Source organism: Rhodococcus sp. MH15 (genome assembly GCF_019266045.1).
In the GTDB taxonomy this organism is placed as follows: Bacteria; Actinomycetota; Actinomycetes; order Mycobacteriales; family Mycobacteriaceae; genus Rhodococcus_F; species Rhodococcus_F qingshengii.
On the sequence record NZ_LPNP01000078.1, the window covers coordinates 17,801 to 38,145 of the forward strand.

The following is a 20,345-nucleotide window of genomic DNA, read 5'->3' on the forward strand; positions in this document are numbered from 1 at the left end:
CGGACACGCACCGTACGCAGTCCTTCGTGACGCGTACACCGAAGCCGCGCTCGGCATGATCGACGGTGGCGCCGACGCCATCCTCGTCGAAACCTGCCAGGACCTGCTTCAGGTGAAGGCGGCCATTCTCGGCAGTCAGCGCGCGATGGAGCAACTCGGACTGCGTTTGCCGATCATCACGCACGTGACGGTAGAGACAACTGGAACGATGCTCCTGGGCAGTGAGATCGGTGCGGCGCTGACGGCACTCGAGCCACTCGGTATCGACATGATCGGCCTGAACTGTGCCACCGGGCCGGCCGAGATGAGCGAACATCTCCGGCACCTGTCCAAGTACTCGACGCTGCCGGTGTCGGTCATGCCCAATGCCGGCCTGCCGCAGCTCGGCCCCAAGGGCGCCGAGTACCCGCTGACCGCCGACGAATTGGCCGAAGCCCTCAGTGGTTTCGTTTCCGAGTTCGGACTCGGCCTCGTAGGCGGCTGCTGCGGTACGACACCCGAGCACATCAGCGCGGTCGCCGACGCGGTCCGTCAGGTCGAGAAGGCCCAGCGCACCCCGATCCACGAGCCGAGTACCTCTTCGCTGTACTCGGCGGTGCCGTTCGAGCAGGACGCCAGCATCCTGATGATCGGTGAACGCACGAACTCCAACGGCTCCAAGGCTTTCCGCGAGGCAATGCTCTCCGCGGACTACCAGAAGTGCCTGGACATCGCCAAGGACCAGACCCGCGACGGCGCACACATGCTCGACCTCAACGTCGACTACGTGGGCCGCGACGGTGCCGCCGACATGTCGGAACTGGCCAGCCGTCTGGCGACGTCCTCGACGCTGCCGATCATGCTCGACTCCACCGAGCCTGCCGTGTTGCAGGCCGGTCTCGAACACCTCGGTGGCCGCTGCGCTGTCAACTCCGTCAACTACGAGGACGGCGCCGGCCCCGAATCGCGTTTTCACAAGATCATGACGTTGGTCAAGGAGCACGGCGCGGCAGTCGTCGCCCTGACCATCGACGAAGAGGGCCAGGCTCGCACCGCCGAGACCAAGGTCGCCATCGCCAAGCGTCTGATCGAGGACATCAAGGGAAACTGGGGACTCGCCGAGTCCGACATCATCGTCGACGCCTTGACCTTCCCCATCTCCACCGGTCAGGAAGAGGTGCGACGCGACGGCATCGAGACCATCGAAGCCATCCGTCAGCTCAAGGCTGCGTACCCGGAACTGCACTTCACCCTGGGTATCTCGAACATTTCGTTCGGTTTGAACCCGGCCGCACGGCAGGTCCTCAACTCGGTGTTCCTGCACGAGTGCACCGAGGCCGGTCTGGACACGGCGATCGTTCACGCGTCCAAGATTTTGCCGATGGCGCGAATTCCGGACGAGCAGCGTGAAACCGCACTCGACCTGGTCTACGACCGTCGTAGCGAGGGCTACGACCCGCTGCAGAAGCTGATGGCTCTGTTCGAGGGTGTCTCGGCTGCGTCGGCGCGCGAGTCCCGTGCGCAGGAACTCGCCGGACTTCCGTTGTTCGACCGGCTCGAGCGTCGCATCGTCGACGGCGAGCGCAACGGCCTCGACGACGATCTCACCGAAGCAATGACGGTCAAGTCCCCGATCGAAATCATCAACGAGACACTGCTTTCGGGCATGAAGACCGTCGGTGAACTGTTCGGTTCCGGACAGATGCAGTTGCCGTTCGTTCTGCAGTCCGCCGAGGTCATGAAGGCAGCAGTTGCGTTCCTCGAGCCGCACATGGAAGCGACGGACGACGACGGCAAGGGCCGCCTCGTCATTGCGACGGTCAAGGGCGACGTCCACGATATCGGCAAGAACCTTGTCGACATCATCTTGAGTAACAACGGTTACGACGTCGTGAACCTCGGCATCAAGCAGCCCATCGCGACCATTCTCGATGCTGCGATCGAGCACAAGGCCGATGTCATCGGCATGTCCGGACTGCTCGTGAAGTCGACAGTGGTCATGAAGGACAACCTCAAGGAACTGAACTCTCGCGGTGTCTCGGAACAGTTCCCGGTTTTGCTGGGTGGTGCCGCGCTGACGCGTTCGTACGTCGAGAACGATCTGCAGGAGGTGTACGAGGGCGACGTCAGCTATGCCCGCGACGCTTTCGAGGGTCTGAACTTGATGGACCAGATCATGACGACCAAGCGCGGCGGCGGCCCGGCGCCGGACAGCCCAGAGGCCATCGCTGCTCGCGAGAAGGCTGCCGAGCGTAAGGCTCGTCACGAGCGTTCCAAGCGCATCGCCGAAAAGCGTAAAGCTGCAGCGGTTCCCGTCGTCCTGCCGGAGCGTTCCGATGTCGCTACCGACATTGCGGTGCCGACACCGCCGTTCTGGGGCTCGCGCATCGTCAAGGGAATCTCTCTGTCCGAGTACTCGGGGCTGCTCGACGAGCGCGCTCTCTTCCTCGGCCAGTGGGGCCTTCGCGGTCAGCGCAAGGGCGACGGTCCGACGTACGAGGAACTGGTCGAGTCGGAAGGCCGTCCGCGGCTCCGATACTGGCTCGATCGGCTGACGTCCGAGGGCATCCTCGCGCACGCCGCGGTTGTGTACGGCTACTTCCCGGCGATCTCGGAGGGCGACGACGTCATCGTGCTCACCGAACCGAAACCGGATGCACCTGAACGGTTCCGGTTCACCTACCCGCGTCAGCATCGCGACCGTTTCCTGTGCATCGCTGACTTCGTGCGCTCGCGTAAGGAAGCAGAAGCGACCGGCCAGGTGGACGTTCTTCCGTTCCAGTTGGTGACGATGGGTCAGCCGATCGCGGACTTCGCCAACGAATTGTTCGCGTCGAACTCGTACCGTGATTACCTCGAAGTTCACGGAATCGGCGTCCAACTCACGGAATCTCTGGCCGAGTACTGGCATCGACGCGTTCGTGAAGAGCTTGTGCTCCCCGAGGGGCATACCGTCGCGGAGCAGGACCCGACCGAGGTTGCCGGCTACTTCGATCTCGAGTACCGCGGCGCTCGTTACTCGTTCGGATACGGCGCGTGCCCGGACCTCGAGGATCGTGCCAAGTTGGTGGCGTTGCTCGAACCCGAGCGAATCGGCGTCGAATTGTCCGAAGAACTGCAGCTGCATCCCGAGCAGTCCACGGACGCTTTTGTCCTGCACCACCCGGAAGCAAAGTATTTCAATGTCTGAATTGTCGACCGAAGTAAACGAAGAAGGACCCTCTCCATTCGCTCGCCGCGTCCTCGACATCATCGACGGTATCCCTGCAGGCCGAGTAATGACATACGGACTGATCGCCACCCTCGTCAACGGACACCCTCGCCAAGTCGGGCAGGTCATGACCCGTTGGGCAGACGAAACGCACTGGCACCGCGTCGTCTACGCCAACGGCACCCCGGCCGCCTGCCACGGCAATAATGCTCTCGCCCTACTACGCGGTGAAGGAACGCCCATGCGCGGCGATCGAGTGGACCTAGCACTCGCGCTCTGGAACGACTGAGCGACGCATGCCCCAATTCGGTCACGCTGCCCTGACCGAACCCTTCCCCCGCACATCCGCTAAGCGTCGTGCTGCGTTACGTCGACTGCCTGCGACCGTGTCACGGAGCGGCGCAATCGGCCGCGAGGGTTGTTGCATCATCGGTCACCCGTCCGGGGACGCAGGTGGCCGGGCGATTATCGTCGAGCTACGTTGGTCTGGGGTGCCTGTGCGACGATCCCTGCTCGATGAGAGGTGTTCGGTGCTGCGAATTTTCATGGTCGGTTCTCTTGGACTTGCACTACTCGTGCTCGGCATCGTGGCAACGCTCGTGGGCGCGGGATGGTGGCTGTTGGTTACCGTCTGCGTTGTCCTGCTTGGTGTGGGGATTTTCGATGTCGCCCAGCGCCGGCATTCACTGCTACGGATCTATCCGGTAGTCGGGCATCTGCGCTACCTTCTCGAAAGCGTGCGACCGGAGTTGCAGCAGTACTTCATCGAGCGGAACTTCGACGGTCGTCCGTTCGACCGAGACGTGCGCACGGTCATCTACGAGCGCGCCAAAGGCATACACGGGGAGCTCTCGTTCGGTACCGAACGTGATATCGGCGAGGTGGGCTACGAATATCTCGTGCACTCGGCATCGCCTGTTCCGGAACCGGAGGAGCCGCCGCGGGTAATGCTCGGCGGACCGGATTGCAGCAAGCCGTACTCGATGTCGTTGCTCAACGTTTCTTCGATGAGCTTCGGCGCGCTCTCTGCCAACGCTCTGCGTGCGCTCAACACAGGCGCTGCCGCCGGGCACTTCGCGCACGACACCGGCGAAGGAGGCATCACCCCTTATCATCTCGACGGGGGCGGTGATCTCGTGTGGGAGCTGGGTTCGGGGTACTTCGGTGCCCGCACCCGGCGCGGCGAGTTCGACGCGGCGCAGTTCGCCGACAAATCCGCCCACGAGAATGTGAGGGCGATCTCACTCAAGCTCAGCCAGGGAGCGAAACCCGGTGTCGGCGGAGTGTTGCCGGCGGCGACAGTCAGCGAATAAATCGCCCGTTACCGCGGTGTCCCGCCGCGGCAGAAATGTGTCAGTCCCTCCGCCCATTCCGTCTTCCACACTCCCCGCGAACTCGTGCGCTTCCTCGCGCAGCTACGTGAACTCAGCGGCGGTAAACCGGTGGGTTTCAAATTGTGTGTGGGGTCCCGGATCGAGTTCCTCGCAATCTGTAAAGCTATGCAGGCGGAAGGAACTATCCCGGACTTCGTCATCGTCGACGGCGCGGAGGGCGGAACTGCCGCTGCACCACTCGAATACGAGGACAACGTCGGGCTCCCTCTCACGGAAGGGTTGATGACCGTGCACAACGCGCTGGTCGGCACCAGGCTGCGCGGCAGGATCGCCATCGGCGCAAGTGGGAAGATCGCCACCGGTACCGACATCGTCAAGCGGCTCATTCAAGGTGCGGATTACACCAATTCTGCCCGCGCCATGATGATGGCCATCGGGTGCATTCAAGCGCAGCGCTGTAACACCAACACCTGCCCGGTCGGTGTCGCCACCCAGGATCCGAAACGAACACGCGCCTTGGACGTGCCCGACAAATCTCGTCGCGTCCAGCGATACCACGAGAGCACCGTGCGCCAGGCAGTGGAGATCATGGCATCGATGGGCGCCCGTCACCCGGCCGAACTGACCACCGAGATGCTGCGCAAGAAAGTATCACCCACCGACATCCGGTCCTACGCCGAAATCTATCCACGGCTGCGCACGGGTGAGCTGTTGTCCGACCCGCCGCCGTCGTGGGCGGCGGATTGGTATGCGGCGTCACCGGATTCGTTTCGCCCGATCCCCGAGCACTGACGGCGACCCGTTCCAGCGAACCTCCGCGCGCACGTTCCGTGGCGGGGTCACCGCGCGTCGCTGGCTCGGATCCGCCAGATCGCGCCCGTCGATGCCGGGCTGTCGATCGAACAGCGACAACGGCAGACCTCGGACGAGTAGATGATGGGCGAGCGGTCACAGCGGCGCGGGCGCATCCTCGCGCACGGCGAAACCTGCCAGGTCCGGCGTCACCCATCCGCCGTCTTCGTAGTCGAGTTCGATGGCCTCGACGACGATCGGAGCCTCCATCGGGAAGGGCGAGAGTATCCGCGGAGTGAGCTGCGCGCTCCCGTCGGTGCGCCAGCTGATATCGATTCCGGCAGCGGCGAGACTCTGTTCGTCGAGCACGATCAACAGCAGCGGCAACTTCACCTGGCCGTAGGGCTGCTCGAGTACGGCTGGTAGATGCATGCTGGTGCTGGCGTGAATGTATCCGATGTCGTCGAACGAGGTTGCTACCGTGGCGACGTCGTATTCCCCGAAGCGCCGACAGCCCTCCCAGTCGTCGGCCAGCGCCACATGCACGATGCGTGGGCCACTCATCTCACTACTCCTTTCCTCACAGGCGGACTCCGACAATCGATCGGGACGCGGGCGTGCAGGGCACGTGCCCGTCCCCGCCGCTGTTAGCTGGCCAAGACTTGAGGCGCAAGCACTTTGAGCATCGCATTGGACCATCGCAGCTGCCGTAGCGTCTGCGGATGGCAGCGCGCGGTGAGCGCGAGCAAGTCCTGATCCTTGACCGCCTGCGCGCCTTGGGCGAGAAGTTCCCAATCGACGGACACGCCCGCGGTGACGCGGTGCAAACGGCGCAAATCCATCAACAACACCAGGGCGGGTTCTGGCCGGTGGCCGAGCAGTTCGCTCAGTTTCGCTTGGATCGGGGACGTCAACGGCACGGTGCGCGGTGCAGCGTCCAGATCGAGATCGTAGCGGGTTGCGGCGGCTGCGAGCTCACGCAGATGGGTGCGTGACCATTCGGCGAGATCGTAGGCGACGTGATGGATCTCGTGGTCGGTCGCGTGCCGAGCTGACACAGCAGCGAGGGCCAGGGCGAGTGTGTGTTCGGAGCGGTGCAGCTCCCGCAATGCCAGATTGATCTTCATTCGGTCACCTTCGGGGTCGAGGGCAGGTGTTCGGTCACCATCGCCGCCGCTCCGCCGACGGTCGACGGGATCGACGCCGCTGCCGGTGTGGCAGGGGCGGAGGCGGTGGTGGTCGGGGCGGGCGCCGGACCGTCGCCGGCGCGAATCCGGGTCACCGCCGCGGCGGCGGTCTTGAAGATCGGCTGCTTGGACACCGGATCCCAGTCGGTGATCGTCAGTTCGTTCGCCGCGCGGTCGTGCTCGCCGCCACCAGTGTCCCAGTAGCCGTAGTGGAACGGAACGAACAACACTCCGGACCGGATGCCGCTCACCCGGGCCTGGGCGTGCAGGAGCCCGCGGGGAGAGGAGACCTCGAGCAGGTCCCCCTCCTCGATGCCGAGGTTGCGTGCGTCCGCTCGCGAGATCTCGACCCACACAGCAGGGGCTGCGTCGTCGAGTTGGCGGGCACGACCGGTCTTGGTGCGGGTATGAAAGTGGTACAGGGTGCGGCCGGTGATCAACGCGAACGGGTAACGCTCATCGGGTTTTTCGTGCGCCGGAAGATACTCCGCGGCTTTGATGATCGCTTTGGCGTCCGGATTGAGGGCTCGGTATTCGGTGGGTTCGAGCGGAGTGCCGGTGACCAGATCCTTGCCGTACGATTCGCAGTACTCGGGTGCGGAGAAGAATTCGCCGCCGGTATAGAGGCGTTCGGTGCCGCCGGGATGTTCGGTGTTGCAGGGCCATTGGATTCCGGATCCGCCGCGCAGCCGCTCGTAGGTGATGCCGGTGTAGTCGCAGGGTCTGCCTGCGGAGCAGTCCTTCCACGCCGCGAACGCGGTTTCCGCGTCGTGCCACGCCGGCAGTGGGCCACCGTCCTTGTCGCGGAAGTCCATTCGGCGGGCGTAGTCGAGGAAGATGTCCAGATCCGGGCGCGCCTGCCCGGGCGGTTCCACCGCTTTGTCGGACAGGTGCACGGTGCGGTCGACGTTGGTGAAGGTCCCGGTCTTCTCTCCCCACGCCGCTGCGGGAAGCACCACATCTGCCAGCTGTGCGGTCTCGGTCAGAAAAATGTCCTGCACAACGAGGAAGAGCCTGTCCTGAGACAGGATCGACCGGATCCGCGCGAGTTCGGGCAGTGATACCGCGGGATTCGTCGCGCTCACCCACAACATCTTCAACGAGCCCTGTTCGGCGTACCGGAACATCTGCATCGCATGCGTGGGCGGGCCGTAGTGCGGAATCTGGGAGGGGTCGATGTTCCACAACTGCGCGAGTTCGGCGACGTGAGAGTCGTTGGCCCAGTTGCGGAATCCGGCAAGGTCACCGTCGGCGCCGCATTCGCGGGTGTTCTGCGCGGTGGGTTGTCCGTTCATCTGCAGTACCCCGCAGCCGGGTTTGCCGAGCATGCCGCGGATCAGGTGCACGTTGTTGACCTGCACAGCAGCGGCAGTGGCTTGATGGGACTGGTAGAAGCCTTGCAGTACCGTCGACAGCAGACGATCGGTCATGCCGATCAGCCGGGCGGCTTCGCGCAGATCCGCCACCGGTACGTCGCAGATCGACGCCACCTTCTCCGGCGTGTAAGGAGCGAGTTGGGTGCGCAGGTCCTCGAAACCGACAGTATGCTGCTCGATCCACTGCCTGTCGATCCAGTCGTGCTCGACGATCTCATGGAGCAGTCCGTTCATCAGCGCGACGTTGGTACCCGGCAGCGGCGCCAGGTGGACGGTGGCGTGCTGGGCGACCGGTGTCGGCCGCGGATCGACACACAGAATTGCCGGCGGATTCGGCCCGGCGAGCCGATCCAGGATCCGGGACCACAACACCGTCTGCGTTTCGGCCACGTTGTGCCCGAACAGAGCAATCACGTCGGCGTGGTCGATGTCGGTGTAGGAGGCGGGTTGCCCGTCGCAGCCGAACGATTCCTTGAGTGCCTCGGCGGCGGTCGCGGTGCACAGGCGGGTGTTTCCGTCCACGTGATTGGTGCCGATCGCCCCGTGGGCGATCACCCCGAGGGCGTAATACTCCTCGAGAAACAACTGCCCCGAGGTGTAGAACCCGATCGCGCTCGGCCCCTGATCGTCCAACAGTTGCCGACTGCGGGCCACTACGGCGTTCATCGCGGTATCCCAGTCCGTCTCCACCAGGGCGCCGCCGCGGCGGATCAACGGCCGGGTGAGCCGGTCCTTCGATCCGTTGGCCTGCCACCCGAACAGATCCTTCGGCCCCAACCTCCCCCGGTTGACCCGGTCGACCCCGCGCCCTCGGACACCGACGATCGCACCGTCCTTCACCGCGATATCGAGCGCGTCACCATTGGAATGCAGAATCGACGCGGACTGCACCCACCGATCCACCGACCCCGACTCGACGCCCTCAGCGAGGTGCTGATCCACCCGTTGCGGCCACCCCTGCCCCCGCCCGTACGGGGTGCGCGCACCCCACGGTTCAGCGATTCGGTCCCGTGAAACGGTCATCGACAACTCCTTCCCGCACGGAGCGGATCAGTAGCCCGGTGAGGTTACGTAGTACCCCGCCCCTGACCGGGCATCGGTAGTAATGTTCCTCCCATCAAACGCGCAATGGTTGCGACTGCGCAATGGCTGAGTGCAGGATGTGGGTATGAGCGCAGTAAGAGAGCACGGGGTCGATGCGGAGAACCATTTCACCGAGCAGGTGGACGCGGTGCTCTGGGCCTCGCGGACCCTGGTCGGCATCGCCGCAGCCTCCGTCGCCGAGGCGGAAGAACTCGTCACGGTGCCGCACCTGCGGATCCTGGTCTTGGTCGACACCCGCGGGCCCGTGAACTTGGCTGCTGTTGCTGCGGCACTCGCGGTGCATCCCTCGAACGCCTCCCGGGCGGTGGACCGGCTGATCAAAGCCGGCCTGTTGGATCGGCGCGACGCGCTCGACGATCGCCGGCACCTGACGTTGACCCTCACTCCTGCCGGACAAGAACTGGTGGACCGGGTCAGCGCCCACCGCCGGGAGGCGATATCGGCGGTCCTGGCGCGGATGACGTCCGATGACCGTAATGCCTTGGCCTACACCATGCGCCGGTTCGCCGCCGCCGCGGGCGAACCGATCGACGGCGACATCTTGACCCTGTTGTGGCCGCCGGCCCACTGAACGAGCACCTGCTGAACAGTCACCGGACTCCGGGAGCAGCTGGCGTGGGCCCGGGCGCACCGGGCAGCGTCGGGGAGTGTCCTCGACGCGTGTACGCCACGGCCGACGATCGAGTTTGCAGGAGATCCAGCGACGAAATCGGCCGCGTCTGGAGGTTGGTTCATCACCACGAGGGCAGTGACAAGTGAGTGCCCGCCCGTGCGACAACCTCGTTGACCGATCCTCCTTCCCTTCTGCCGGAATGGTGAACGTCTTCGTAGACACCATCGAGTTCACCACCTCCGAGTTTCCATTCCCCACCGCCCCACCGCCGACTACGGCATCAAACAAGCGCAGGAACTGAAACGGCCGGCAAATATGAAGCGCAGCGCGGACACGAATCGCCCCGGTTCAGAGGCGGTCTCTGTCAGGCGCATGAGGCCACCGTCTCTGAACTAAGTTCGCCCCGCGCATCATTGCCGGATTACCGGACGTCCAGGCGGCGGCGTGTACCGCGAACAGCGCCCCCGCGCAGGGCTCCTCCACCGAATCGGCTCGCCGAACAACTCCACCCGCCTCAAGTCGCGAAGAAACCCGCTCACACACTCCCACAACTCATCAGCACACACCGGCGCCGATGGGCCCACCAACCCGATCAACAAACCGAACACCACATCATCGCCGCCGTCCACGACCGCCTCGTAGCACCCGATCAACACCCGCGGACAATCTCACGACGACCTCGTCCAGGTCGCCCGCCTCGGCCTGGTCAGCGCAGTCAACCGCTTCGACCTCGACAAAGGGAAAGACTTCCTGTCCTTCGCCCTTCCCACAATGATGGGAGAAGTGCGCAAACACTTCCGCGACAAAGGGTGGGGTGTCCGCGTCCCACGCTCACTGCAGGAAAACTACCTCGCCCTCAAGAAAGCGCAATCCTCGCTCACACAACACCTCGGCCGCGAACCCACCACACCCGAACTCGCCGACGAGATCGGCGTAGAACCGTCCGAGATCGGGCAGATCGTCGCCGCCGGCGACTCGTACCAGTCGACATCCCTCGACGTGGAGACCTTCAAAGACGGCGTCTCCCTCGCAGACACCCGCGGAGACTACGACACCGCCCTCGACGGCATCGACAACCACGAAACCCTCCGACCCGCACTCCTCGCCCTCCCCGAACGAGAACGCACCATCCTGCTCTACCGATTCTTTCGAACTCGGAAAACTCACCTGAAACCCGGCTCCGCCCAACATTTTCGAATCTCCGACCCTAAATTCGCGATCGCACAGCCACGCCGATGTCTGAACACCCCCGGCGGCGAAGCTTCGGATCGGTCCGCCGGACAGTGCACCCCGCGCTCCGGCCCGGCGGACCCCACAAAACTTCCTACCGGCACGGACACCTAGATACTTCACACGGCAGCGCACGGAAGACGTTGAACAGAAAAACAATTGGCAGCCAAACTCCCGATCCCAGTCAGCCCTTCCGGAATTCGACCCCACTCGACGAGCCAGCACTCCGGCCGAGCTCCGAAGATCCCTGCACGCGGTCAAGCTTGGTGGCCAGGAGACCGCGGAGCTCGTCATCACTCACACTGAAGTCGCCGAACGCGATCGCGTCAACCGGGGTGCCGTCGATGACCACTTTTCCTACCACTCCGACGATCGAACCGTCCTCGCGGCGCACGATCAACCGCCCCGCGGCAACCGCCTGCTCGATCACCGACGCACGATCAAACCCTTCACCGCCGCGGTACAGGTGAGCCTCCGAATCCTCATCCCATATTGATACAAACCAGTCCACCACGCATTCTCCTTATGTTCTTCTCCGATATCCCCGTCTGCGGCTACTGCTTGGTCAGTGTTTCCACGACCTCGGCCGCAATCGCCGCGACCCGAATATTGCGCGACTGGGACTGTTCGACCAGCACCTCGAACGCACGCTCCGCACTGATCCCATGCAACACCATCAGCATTCCCTTGGCCTGCTCGATCGCCGCCCGCGTCTTCATCGCCTCCTGCAGACCCTCGACCTCGACTCGCCACTGCTCCGCCCGCCGTGCATTCCATACCGCGCCCTCGACCGCGGCGACGAACACCTGCAACAGCACCTCGTCGATCTCGCTGAACCCGTGATCGTCGTAACTGTAGAGATTCAACGCCCCCACATGGTCGTCATCGATCGTGAGCGGCGCCGAGAGGTAGCTTGCCACTCCCATTCCGGCGACGTTCTTCGCGAACTCGGGCCACCGTAGTGCGGCGTCGTCGATGCGTACCCGCACCACCTGCCGGGTGCGTGCCGCTTCCAGACACGGCCCTTCGTTCGCGCGGTACTGATCGACGTCGACGTCGAGGGCGCGCTCGTCGGTGCACGCGACCGTCTCCGGTTCTTTGTCTCGTGGGGAGAGGACGGTGACGCCGGCCATGTCCGCCGTGGGGATCGTCGCCACCACTTGCGCACACACTGATTGCAGCAGCGAAGGTAAGGGCATCGGGGTTCGTAGGAGCGCACCGAAACGCTCCACCGCGACCGCTATGTCGTCGGAGTCGTATTGCTGCGCGGTGATGACGTCAACATGCGGCGCAGGCGCATCGAGCGCAGTACAGAGTTCGTCGCGAGTCATGATGGATGGTCCTATCTCGCAGGCACCATCCTGCGAGACTCAAAAAGGGTGGCGGCGCTGGTTTCACCGATACCGTGACCCTACCGCCCCAGGACAGCAATGACGTGATGCCCCCGCTGTCACTCGTCGGTGTCGAAACGATCCCCGGCGATGACGCCCTGAGCGACCGCCGTGATGCGGTGTTGCCGCGAGAAAGCCCGCGCACGCAGACGCACCATCGCCTCCTCTACCGAAATCCTGTGGTAGGCAGCGAGTATCCCGGACGCGACGTTCACGTTCCCGCGCCGAAACACCCCCACATCACTCCCCGACGTCAAGGCGTACACCGGAGCGAGTTCGGCAAGCACCGCATGAGCGATCGTGTGCGCGTACGAGCGACACTTCACGTCCTCGGACTGCGCCAATGCAATCGGCGAACTGCCGTACAACTCGAGCACCCCGAACGGGGACCCTCCACCGCCGAGGGGGTAGGCGTAGACGCTCGCCGCCCCCAACCCCAACACCTGGGCCGTGAACAGTGGCCACCGCGCACGTGCCTCACCGCCAGCCATGTCGGCGTGCAGCTCCGGGCTATCGAAACGGAAAGCATCCAGGCACGGACCTTCCCCGAGCGTGAACTGCGTTTCGTCGAGCTCCTCCGCGACGCCGTCGCTGGCGTAGACGAGATCACGTGTCGAGTCGGTCGCAAAAACAGCGACACCGACCCCGTCGACCCCCGTCTCGCGCACAAGCTCACGCGCCAGCTGCTTTGTCACCTCGAACGGCTCCGACGGATGAAACTCGCGGGGGACAGGTCTGTCGACATCGAAGAAGTACCTTCCCGGGCTGGGTACCGCCCGTGTCACGCGTGCACATCAACTCTACTGTGGCCGAGCTTCTTTCAGTCGCCACACCCCGCCCGAGCATCCTTGTGGCAGTGGCGGCAACACGTGGCCGGCGACATCGGTAGACCCGGTGCGCGTCACCGCAATCACATTCGTAGAAGCCGCTGACCGGCGCTTTCTGTCCCGGATGATACGTCTGCTCCGCTGTACTCATCCCCGATTCCTTCCCCAACATCAGTTCCCTCAAACCGTGCGCAGCGAGAGCAACCAACAGCGACACAATTCCCACAGCAACCCCGGCGTCGCAGCGCCCGCCACCCGGCACTGCGCAGCGCCGGTTCACCCCTTCCCCAGCGGGTAACTAGCGGTACGGCGGAGCACTGCACAGGCAACGAGTCGCCGAGCAGATCTCGCCGGCACGCACCAACCGGAACCCGTCTGTGCGAATCCCATGGCACTCGACGGCGAGGGCACGAGAACCGATCGATCCGGGTTGGCATCCCGCATGCACCTGCCAACACTCGATTACAGCCGGACAATCGGACGATTCAACGGCGGCGTGTACCGCGAATAACGCCCCCGCACAGGACTTCTCCCCTGTATCGGATCACTGAACAACTCTACCCGCCGCAGGTCCCGAAGAAACCCACTCACACACTCCCACAACACATCTGCGCACGCAGGAGCAGCCGGGCCCACCAACCCGATCAACAACCCGAACACCACCTCGTCGTCACTGTCGACGACACTCTCGTACGAACCGATCACCACCTCGTCATCGGGAAACCGCTCGCGAAGCTGACCCAACTCCCGTAGAAACCGCGCCCGACACAACTCGGCACTCACTGTGGGCCGGCACCGGCGGTGAGGGCGCCAAATTCTGTCCGTACTGACTGACATTCGAAATCGGGGTACCCTGGACGTTTTCTTCCTGGTCTGCGACGGATTGAACGGTCTACCGGAGGTCGTCGAGAACGTGTGGCCGGCGACCACGGTCCAAACGTGTGTAATCCATTTGATCCGCAACACCTTTCGGCTGTCGGGTCGGCAACACTGGGACGGGCTCAAACACGATCTCAAGCCGATCTACACTGCCCCGACTGAGGCGGCAGCGAGTGCAGCGTTCGACGATCTCGCCGAACATTGGGGCAACACGTATCCGGCGATCATCCGACTATGGACCAATGCCTGGCAGGAGTTCATCCCGTTCCTCGATTACGACACCGAGATACGGCGAGTGCTGTGCTCTACCAACGCGATTGAGTCCCTCAATGCCCGCTATCGGAGGGCGGTGAAAGCTCGTGGCCATTTCCCTACCGAGGCGGCTGCGCTGAAGTGTCTGTATTTGGTGACGCGTTCGCTCGACCCGACAGGCAAGGGCCAGGCACGATGGATAACGAGGTGGAAGCCTGCTCTGAACGCGTTTGCGATCACGTTCGCCGATCGTTGGCCGGGATCGGAAACTTACTGATGGAAAACCGCCGAAACACCGTTAAAGAGATAGACCCGTGTCGACAGAAGAACACCAGGGCGGATACCGAAGGCTGTGTTGGCGACCCGCTCTGGCCCGACAAGCAAGGGCCTGCGCTGAACGCGTGTGCGATCACGTTCACCGATCGTTGGCCCGGGATCGGAAACTTACTGACGGAAACCGTCGAACGCGGTTAGCGAGATAGACCCCGCACATGTTCACTGACGCGGAAGGGGCAGGGCGAGGCTCATGATGCCGATCCGACTTGCCGAAGTTGTGGCTCGAGCGCACGCAGGAGATATGCGATGGCGAGGACGCTGGGGTCGCTGAGCGCCGCGGACAGGGGACCGTCGATGTGCGCGACAGCGCCCGATCGCACCGCGGGCAGGTTGCCCCATACCGGTATCGACGCCTCCAACAACGCTGCTTGTCCTTGAATCAGAAGTAGGTCGGCACCCATCATCGGCAGTGCGTTCTCGACGGCGATGTTGGTCCGTGTTACCCCGTGGGATTGGGCGACGATCTCGGAATCCATGCGCATTCCGAGTTCGACGAACAACGCGGCCGCCGGGTCGGTGTCGGAAGCGATCAAGGCGACGGTGCCGGGGCGGGCTGTGGCGATGAGGAAGGTCCGCCCAGCGAGGTTGGGATGTCGTCGGGCGACATCGGCGATGGCGTTGTCAGTGTCGGTGATCAGACGCTCGGCGCGGTCTGTTTCGTTGAAGATCTGTCCGAGGACGCTGACTTGTGCGCGCCACGGGTCGACGTAACCAGTGGAAGCGAGTGGGGCGATGGTCGGTGCAATAGCGCTGAGAGCGTTGTACACGGCGGCGTCGCGGGCGGAGTAGTCCGCCAGAATCAGGTCCGGTGCCAGGGCCGCGATTTGTTCGTACGCGGGCGCGCCCACCAGAGTGAGCGTGATCGAGGTCGACGCGTAGTCACCTTGCCAGGGAAAGTGCCCGCCGGAGGTGCTGATACCGGCAATGGATCCGACACCAACGGGGGTGCGCCCGAAGGCGATGACGGTGTCGGCCCAGGATGAGGACAGCGCGACGATACGTTCCGGCACGTGTGCCACAGTGGTGGCTCCCCTGCTGTGGACCACTGTCCTGGCTGCTGCGTCAAGACTTGCACTGTCGTCGGCGTTGGGGTGCGGCGATGTGCAGGCGGAGCAAGCGAGAGTGAACGTCAGAAGTGCCAGCATCACCAACCTGAAGTGAGGAGGCCGCGGCGAGGAGGGGCGGGAACTCATCAGATGATGGACAGGTGCTTGGCCATGATGACGACATCATGGCGGTTGTGGGCCCCGATTTTTTGGTACAGGCTGCGTAATTGGGTTTTGACGGTATTGATGGACACGAAGAGTTCCTTTGCTATGTCGGCTGTCCCCATTCCTGTTGCGAGCAGGGCCAGTACGGCGTGCTCGCGTTCGGTGACCACGACGAGCGACACGGCGGGAGGGAAGACCGGACGAATGTCGGTGCGAACATTGGACACCAGCTCCGAATGTTCGATTTTCTGCAGTTCGTCGATGTCCGCGTCGGCGATCGTAGTGAACGGGCGCAGGGCACCGGTTTGTTCGGCGACGGTGACGGCACATCTCCAGCAGTTCCCGGCGCGCACGAGGTGCCCCATACGAAGGTGGATGCTGGCTTCGAGCAGGAGAGCTTCGGTGTGCAGCCCTGGATATCGCGCTTGCTGGTCGGCATCGAGTTCTCGGCACAGGGTCAAGGCTGCGTTGTAGTCGCCGGTCAGATAGTGCAGTCGTGCAACGGAGACCAGGGTCCAGGGATGGGATTCGGGCGCGGTCAGGGTCTGCGCCAAGGCAGAGGCATTGTTGCCTTCGCCGCAGGCGAGCATGAGATCGATTTCCATCGCAGCCAGGAGGGGCATCGCTGCAGATCCAGCTCGCACGCGGTGCGGGTGCGCGGCGCGTTGGCGGCGCAGAAAGACCAGCGCGGAGAAGGCGGTACCGGTCGCCAGTGCATGCAGGCACCGCGCATAGACGATGTACGCCCACAGCTCTTCTCGATGCGATGGTTCGCCGAGTGCCGTTAGCGCGTCGCCGGCGGTTTCGACCTCCAGGCGGTCCAGGGCGAGGAGGGTGCGGGCGACGAGGCCGCTGACTTGAACCATCTGCTCCAGCCAGCCCGCCGGGATCGGATGCTTGCTCTGGTAATCCAGCCACAATTGTGCGCGGGTCGGTTCGCCGACCATCGCCCAGTTCATTGCCGAGCTGCCGGCTGCGTTGGCTGCGACGAATCCGGTGTCGGCGGCTTCGCGACCGCGATAGGCCATGTTGAGTTCGATCGAGGACGTGGTCAGATCACCGGCGAGTTGGTGTGTGATGCCCCATTGCAGCCGGAGGACGGGAAGTTCGTCGGTGATCCGCTCGGGGTTGATTTCGAGGATGTACCCGCTCAGTTGCGAAAGGTGTACGGCCAACTCGGCTGCAGCGGGGAAATCGCCCGAGACACGGTGCATGATCGATTGAATGGAACCTATACGTAGTCGGTCGATTCCCTCGTCGGTTGCGGCCAACTGCCGCAAAGTTTCGACAGTGCGGGGGAGTCCATCGGTCATGCTAGTCGATCGTGATCCGTTGCGTGTGAACAGATTCAGTCCAGCTTGAACGGCAACCTTGTTCTGTGTGTACTGGGGCGGAATGCGCACAAGGATATCGCGCAGTAACGCCATGTGTTGGGCGAGCATGGACACCCACGACTCTTCGACGACATCCACGACCAATGGCCACTCGTGCGCCTCAGCGGCGTACCGGAGTGCGAGATGCGGTGTCTGCGTCCGGCGATGATGGTGCGCCAGCGCGATCTTGCGCTCACCGCGTGCGGTGTCTTGCACACGGGGGCGAAGGCTCAACAATGTTCGCAGAGGTGCCGTCATCGTCCACGCCCCGGACGTGCCGTCCGAAGATTGGACTGCGAGAAGGATTCCCGACTGCTCGAGCGCCAGGAGGTCTTCGGTGGTCGCTGTGTTGTCGGTGAGCACTGCCGCGACATCGGAATCGATCAGATGCGCAATGGACAACGCCTCGAGAATAATCCCGAGACGCCTGCTACGCCCGCGGGGCGTGAGGGTCGCCAGGTAGCGATCGACACATCGCTCCGCGGCGGCACGCCACTGCTCGGGCGACCCTGACACGGCAACGGGGCGGAGCGCCAACTCGGTGATCGTATCCATCACCACGGTAGGGATTCCGGCCGTGCAGTGACGAACCACCTCGGCGACCGACGCGGGGAGGTTGACGCTGGACGCGAGAGCGTGGACGTCGTCCTCGGTGAAGACGAGGTCGTCAGCGCTGATGGTCTGGACCGTCAGTCCACCTTCCCGGGCAGCACATTCCAACCGACGGTGGGTTGTGGAAACGATCAGATCGACATGGCCGTATTGCTCGAGCAGTTCGAGGAGGTAAGCATGTACACCGGGATCAGTGACGGGGTTCGGGTGAAGGAAGGTCAGAACAATCCGTCCCCCAGGCGGCTCCGTCCCTGCGATGAGGTCGTGAATCTCGTCGACAGCTTCGCCAATGGGACGGAGCACCGGTGTAACCAGGGTGGCCCGTGGCGACCCCGACGACGCCCACGTTCGCAGCACAGAAGCGGTACTCGACCCAGGGAACGAATGAACGGTAGTGAGCCGAGCTGCTTTCTCGAGCATCACCACGAGCTTGTGCCGCAAGGGGATCAACTCGGCAGATGCGAGGATCTCGGATGCGTACGCACGAACATCGGCTGAAACCACGAACAAGAACTCTTTCATTTTCATCGGTGCACGGCACAAAACGTCGGCACAAACAACCACAGGAACCCGACCTGCTATGTGTATCGGGCATCTGGAGCGATGCGAAGGCTCACCCGCCTCTCATCCCTGAAATCACCCCTGCAATCACCCCCCATTGGTGTCACCGAGACCAAACGATTTCATGAAGGCGACGGGATGTAAGGACCTGTGGTCCCTAGCCGGTATGGAAGCAACTGGCGGACAGATTGCCGCGATAGCACGCGGCACAGGTTGTGCTCGCGACTGGCAGGCCCGGTCGGAGGACGCGTTCGTCGTGATGCCGGCCGCTCGTCACCAAGATGGAACAAGGGGCAGGGTGCACATCCAACCCCCAGGGAGAACCCGTAGACAAAGAGGTGAACCTACAGACGGGTCTGGCGCGCGAGAACCGAGACGGAAGCCAGCGTGCCGAAGGGGCCCACCGACGCTCACCACGATCACTGGTCAAGTCCACCGCATTCTCGAGTGGGCCGGGAACTCCGTCCGCCACATCAGCCGACTCCGGCGGCGGTAAGTTCCCGAACCCCGGCTACATTCTCCCCCGCCTCAACCCGAGGCAGCGCTCAGCTGAGCGAATTCAGGGCGGTGATGAAAGAGACTGCGGTGATGCCGAGCTTGAGCAGTTCGCTGACCTTGCCGAGATTGAGATCCTCGAGCGATTCGGTGCTCAGCGATGCGGTATCGAACGATCCCATGAAAACTCCTCAGAAATTATCGATTGAACGGTAGTGACAAACAGCAAAGCAAGGAGGGGCAGACCCCCGCATACACCGGGGTCCGCCCCCACCCTTCTGCGACTTGGGGCTGCCAGTTCGCCGGGCGGTGGCCGTTCGTGACCGCCACCGCTCCGGATGTCACGCCCCGGTCGTTTCCCTAGCTGCCGAAGATGTTGCCCAGGTTGCCGAGCGAGCCGGTACCGGTCTCAGCGTCCTTCTTGGCGAAGTTGGTGGTGCAACCGTTGAACGTCACCGCATCCACGAGGGTGGAGGTTGCGGCTGAGCCGCGGCCGATACTGATGCCGTAGTGGTCGATGACAGCGTTCGGCTGAGCTTCGGCGATGGCGTCGAGGCTCACGCGGGCGAAGTCCTTTGCGCCGTCGATGTTCTGGGTGCTCCACCACTGCCCGTCCTGCAGGTCGGTGTGCACGGCGCCGTCGGTGGTGTCCGGTGCGGTGGCGTCAGGCACCCACACGAGGGTGGTGAAGCCGGTGGTGTCGGTGAACTTGCCGCCGGTGGTTCCGCTCAGCCGCAGCTGGAACGATGCCTTCGCCGTGGCCGCGCGTTCGGCGAAGCTGATGTCGGTGTCGAGGATGTCGGAGAGCTTCACACCGCCCGCCGAGTGATATGACACGGAGCGGTCTTCGACGCCGTCGACCGCGAGCTCGAGGGAGCCGTCCTCGTCGAGAACATTCTCGGCCGAGTACGAAGCGGTCTGGTTCTTCTCGTCGTCGAACGGGATACCCCAGCCGTTGGCGCTGGTTTCGGTGGAGGTTGCATCGCACGTGACGCCGGGAGCCGTCTCGTCCGAGCCGAGCGAACCAGTGGGCAGCGCGCCGGCGAAAGCGGGGGCGATCAGGGCTGCGGAGCTGACGAGTGCGGCGACGATTCCGGCGCGGCGAGCAGTGGTGGACATACGAGTTGAACCTCTCGATAAGGAATGCAAGTAAAGATCAGCAAAAACTAGCACAGACTGTCCGGTTTGTGAATGTTTAACTATCGCGTGACCGTAATTTACAGACAACTGGAAACCGTTGTTCGGTAACGTGTTTCACTTTTCAGGCCGCTGTTCGAATTCTCATAGAATGGGATGATGCGTCCATTGGTGTTAAGCAGTCAGGTTCTGCGTTCACCGAAGCCGGCCCGCCGTGATCGCTCCGACTCCAGCCTTTCCCCGTTGGCGGAATCGTTGTCCGAGACACGGTCCGAACGAGGGGCTCCACCGGAAAGGGAGTGAGACTTCGCCGGTGGAGCCCTGGCGCGCTGACAACCGTGACAGAAGCCAGCGCACCGAACAGGGCCGTCGACGCTCATGAGTAAGGCCGACAAGCCCTGGCGCCATCCTCTCGGGGTTGGGTCGAGAACACGGCGACACTATC

Annotated in this window: 13 protein-coding genes and 3 pseudogenes; 6 read left to right on the plus strand and 10 right to left on the minus strand. The window is 63.4% G+C overall.

All coding sequences use genetic code 11. The annotated features are described in order from the left end of the window. The 3 genes and pseudogenes from metH to ATN37_RS22100 all read left to right on the plus strand — a co-directional run. A partial coding sequence (gene metH / locus ATN37_RS22090; protein ID WP_256933448.1) for a methionine synthase occupies positions 1–3,169 on the plus strand: 3,169 nt, incomplete at its 5' end. Further along, positions 3,162–3,479: an MGMT family protein gene (locus ATN37_RS22095; RefSeq protein WP_058037461.1), complete on the plus strand. Its 318-nt coding sequence runs from the start codon at positions 3,162–3,164 to the stop codon at positions 3,477–3,479. The genes metH and ATN37_RS22095, both read left to right, overlap by 8 nt. A 256-nt stretch (positions 3,480–3,735) precedes the next feature. Further along, positions 3,736–5,316, plus strand: a pseudogene (locus ATN37_RS22100) (FMN-binding glutamate synthase family protein). A gap of 156 nt (positions 5,317–5,472) precedes the next feature. Here ATN37_RS22100 and ATN37_RS22105 read toward each other — a convergent pair. The 3 genes from ATN37_RS22105 to ATN37_RS22115 all read right to left on the minus strand — a co-directional run bounded on the left by ATN37_RS22105 (position 5,473) and on the right by ATN37_RS22115 (position 8,902). Beyond that, complete coding sequence (locus ATN37_RS22105) at positions 5,473–5,880, minus strand: DUF952 domain-containing protein (protein ID WP_058037462.1); 408 nt, start codon at positions 5,878–5,880, stop codon at positions 5,473–5,475. An 83-nt stretch (positions 5,881–5,963) separates the two neighbouring features. After that, positions 5,964–6,443, minus strand: a complete 480-nt coding sequence (locus ATN37_RS22110) for a hypothetical protein (RefSeq protein WP_058037463.1) — start codon at positions 6,441–6,443, stop codon at positions 5,964–5,966. Continuing rightward, the gene (locus tag ATN37_RS22115; protein ID WP_058037464.1) at positions 6,440–8,902 is read right to left on the minus strand and encodes a molybdopterin oxidoreductase family protein; all 2,463 of its coding nucleotides are present in this window, start codon (positions 8,900–8,902) and stop codon (positions 6,440–6,442) included. The genes ATN37_RS22110 and ATN37_RS22115 overlap by 4 nt, the downstream gene beginning before the upstream one ends. Before the next feature lie 145 nt (positions 8,903–9,047). Here ATN37_RS22115 and ATN37_RS22120 point away from each other — a divergent pair, with 145 nt between their 5' ends. Both ATN37_RS22120 and ATN37_RS22125 read left to right on the plus strand, forming a co-directional pair. Further along, positions 9,048–9,554 (plus strand): MarR family winged helix-turn-helix transcriptional regulator, encoded by a 507-nt coding sequence (locus tag ATN37_RS22120; protein ID WP_058037465.1) that lies wholly within the window; start codon positions 9,048–9,050, stop codon positions 9,552–9,554. A gap of 699 nt (positions 9,555–10,253) precedes the next feature. Beyond that, a pseudogene (locus ATN37_RS22125) lies at positions 10,254–10,745 on the plus strand (sigma-70 family RNA polymerase sigma factor); the annotation flags it as partial. 265 nt (positions 10,746–11,010) lie between these two features. Here the strand turns inward: ATN37_RS22125 and ATN37_RS22130 are convergent. The 3 genes from ATN37_RS22130 to ATN37_RS22140 all read right to left on the minus strand — a co-directional run bounded on the left by ATN37_RS22130 (position 11,011) and on the right by ATN37_RS22140 (position 12,912). Beyond that, positions 11,011–11,337: a hypothetical protein gene (locus tag ATN37_RS22130; RefSeq protein WP_156423099.1), complete on the minus strand. Its 327-nt coding sequence runs from the start codon at positions 11,335–11,337 to the stop codon at positions 11,011–11,013. 43 nt (positions 11,338–11,380) lie between these two features. Then, positions 11,381–12,157: a GAF and ANTAR domain-containing protein gene (locus tag ATN37_RS22135; RefSeq protein ID WP_058037468.1), complete on the minus strand. Its 777-nt coding sequence runs from the start codon at positions 12,155–12,157 to the stop codon at positions 11,381–11,383. Between the two features lie 119 nt (positions 12,158–12,276). Beyond that, positions 12,277–12,912, minus strand: a complete 636-nt coding sequence (locus ATN37_RS22140) for a GAF and ANTAR domain-containing protein (RefSeq protein ID WP_058037502.1) — start codon at positions 12,910–12,912, stop codon at positions 12,277–12,279. 914 nt (positions 12,913–13,826) lie between these two features. On the opposite strand from ATN37_RS22140, the pseudogene ATN37_RS22145 reads away from it, so the two are divergent. After that, positions 13,827–14,452 (plus strand): annotated as a pseudogene (locus ATN37_RS22145) (transposase); the annotation flags it as partial. Between the two features lie 247 nt (positions 14,453–14,699). Here ATN37_RS22145 and ATN37_RS22150 read toward each other — a convergent pair. The 4 genes from ATN37_RS22150 to ATN37_RS22160 all read right to left on the minus strand — a co-directional run bounded on the left by ATN37_RS22150 (position 14,700) and on the right by ATN37_RS22160 (position 19,882). Beyond that, on the minus strand, positions 14,700–15,521 hold the full coding sequence (locus ATN37_RS22150) for an ABC transporter substrate-binding protein (RefSeq protein WP_172827022.1): 822 nt from the start codon (positions 15,519–15,521) through the stop codon (positions 14,700–14,702). 182 nt (positions 15,522–15,703) lie between these two features. Further along, on the minus strand, positions 15,704–18,211 hold the full coding sequence (locus tag ATN37_RS32935) for a LuxR family transcriptional regulator (protein ID WP_172827023.1): 2,508 nt from the start codon (positions 18,209–18,211) through the stop codon (positions 15,704–15,706). A 602-nt stretch (positions 18,212–18,813) separates the two neighbouring features. Then, positions 18,814–18,945 carry a hypothetical protein gene (locus tag ATN37_RS32725; protein ID WP_256066028.1) on the minus strand — a complete coding sequence of 44 codons (132 nt, stop codon included), beginning with the start codon at positions 18,943–18,945 and terminating at the stop codon, positions 18,814–18,816. 178 nt (positions 18,946–19,123) lie between these two features. After that, positions 19,124–19,882 (minus strand): hypothetical protein, encoded by a 759-nt coding sequence (locus tag ATN37_RS22160; protein ID WP_058037472.1) that lies wholly within the window; start codon positions 19,880–19,882, stop codon positions 19,124–19,126. Positions 19,883–20,345 lie beyond the last annotated feature (463 nt).

What these genes read in the sequence shown, in the direction of transcription:
- ATN37_RS22120 (WP_058037465.1), top strand. Translation starts at nt 9,048, where the DNA reads ATGAGCGCAGTAAGAGAGCACGGGGTCGATGCGGAGAACCATTTCACC.
- ATN37_RS32725 (WP_256066028.1), bottom strand. Translation starts at nt 18,945, where the DNA reads ATGGGATCGTTCGATACCGCATCGCTGAGCACCGAATCGCTCGAGGAT.
- ATN37_RS22135 (WP_058037468.1), bottom strand. Translation starts at nt 12,157, where the DNA reads ATGACTCGCGACGAACTCTGTACTGCGCTCGATGCGCCTGCGCCGCAT.
- ATN37_RS22110 (WP_058037463.1), bottom strand. Translation starts at nt 6,443, where the DNA reads ATGAAGATCAATCTGGCATTGCGGGAGCTGCACCGCTCCGAACACACA.
- ATN37_RS22105 (WP_058037462.1), bottom strand. Translation starts at nt 5,880, where the DNA reads ATGAGTGGCCCACGCATCGTGCATGTGGCGCTGGCCGACGACTGGGAG.
- ATN37_RS22160 (WP_058037472.1), bottom strand. Translation starts at nt 19,882, where the DNA reads ATGTCCACCACTGCTCGCCGCGCCGGAATCGTCGCCGCACTCGTCAGC.
- ATN37_RS22095 (WP_058037461.1), top strand. Translation starts at nt 3,162, where the DNA reads ATGTCTGAATTGTCGACCGAAGTAAACGAAGAAGGACCCTCTCCATTC.
- ATN37_RS22115 (WP_058037464.1), bottom strand. Translation starts at nt 8,902, where the DNA reads ATGACCGTTTCACGGGACCGAATCGCTGAACCGTGGGGTGCGCGCACC.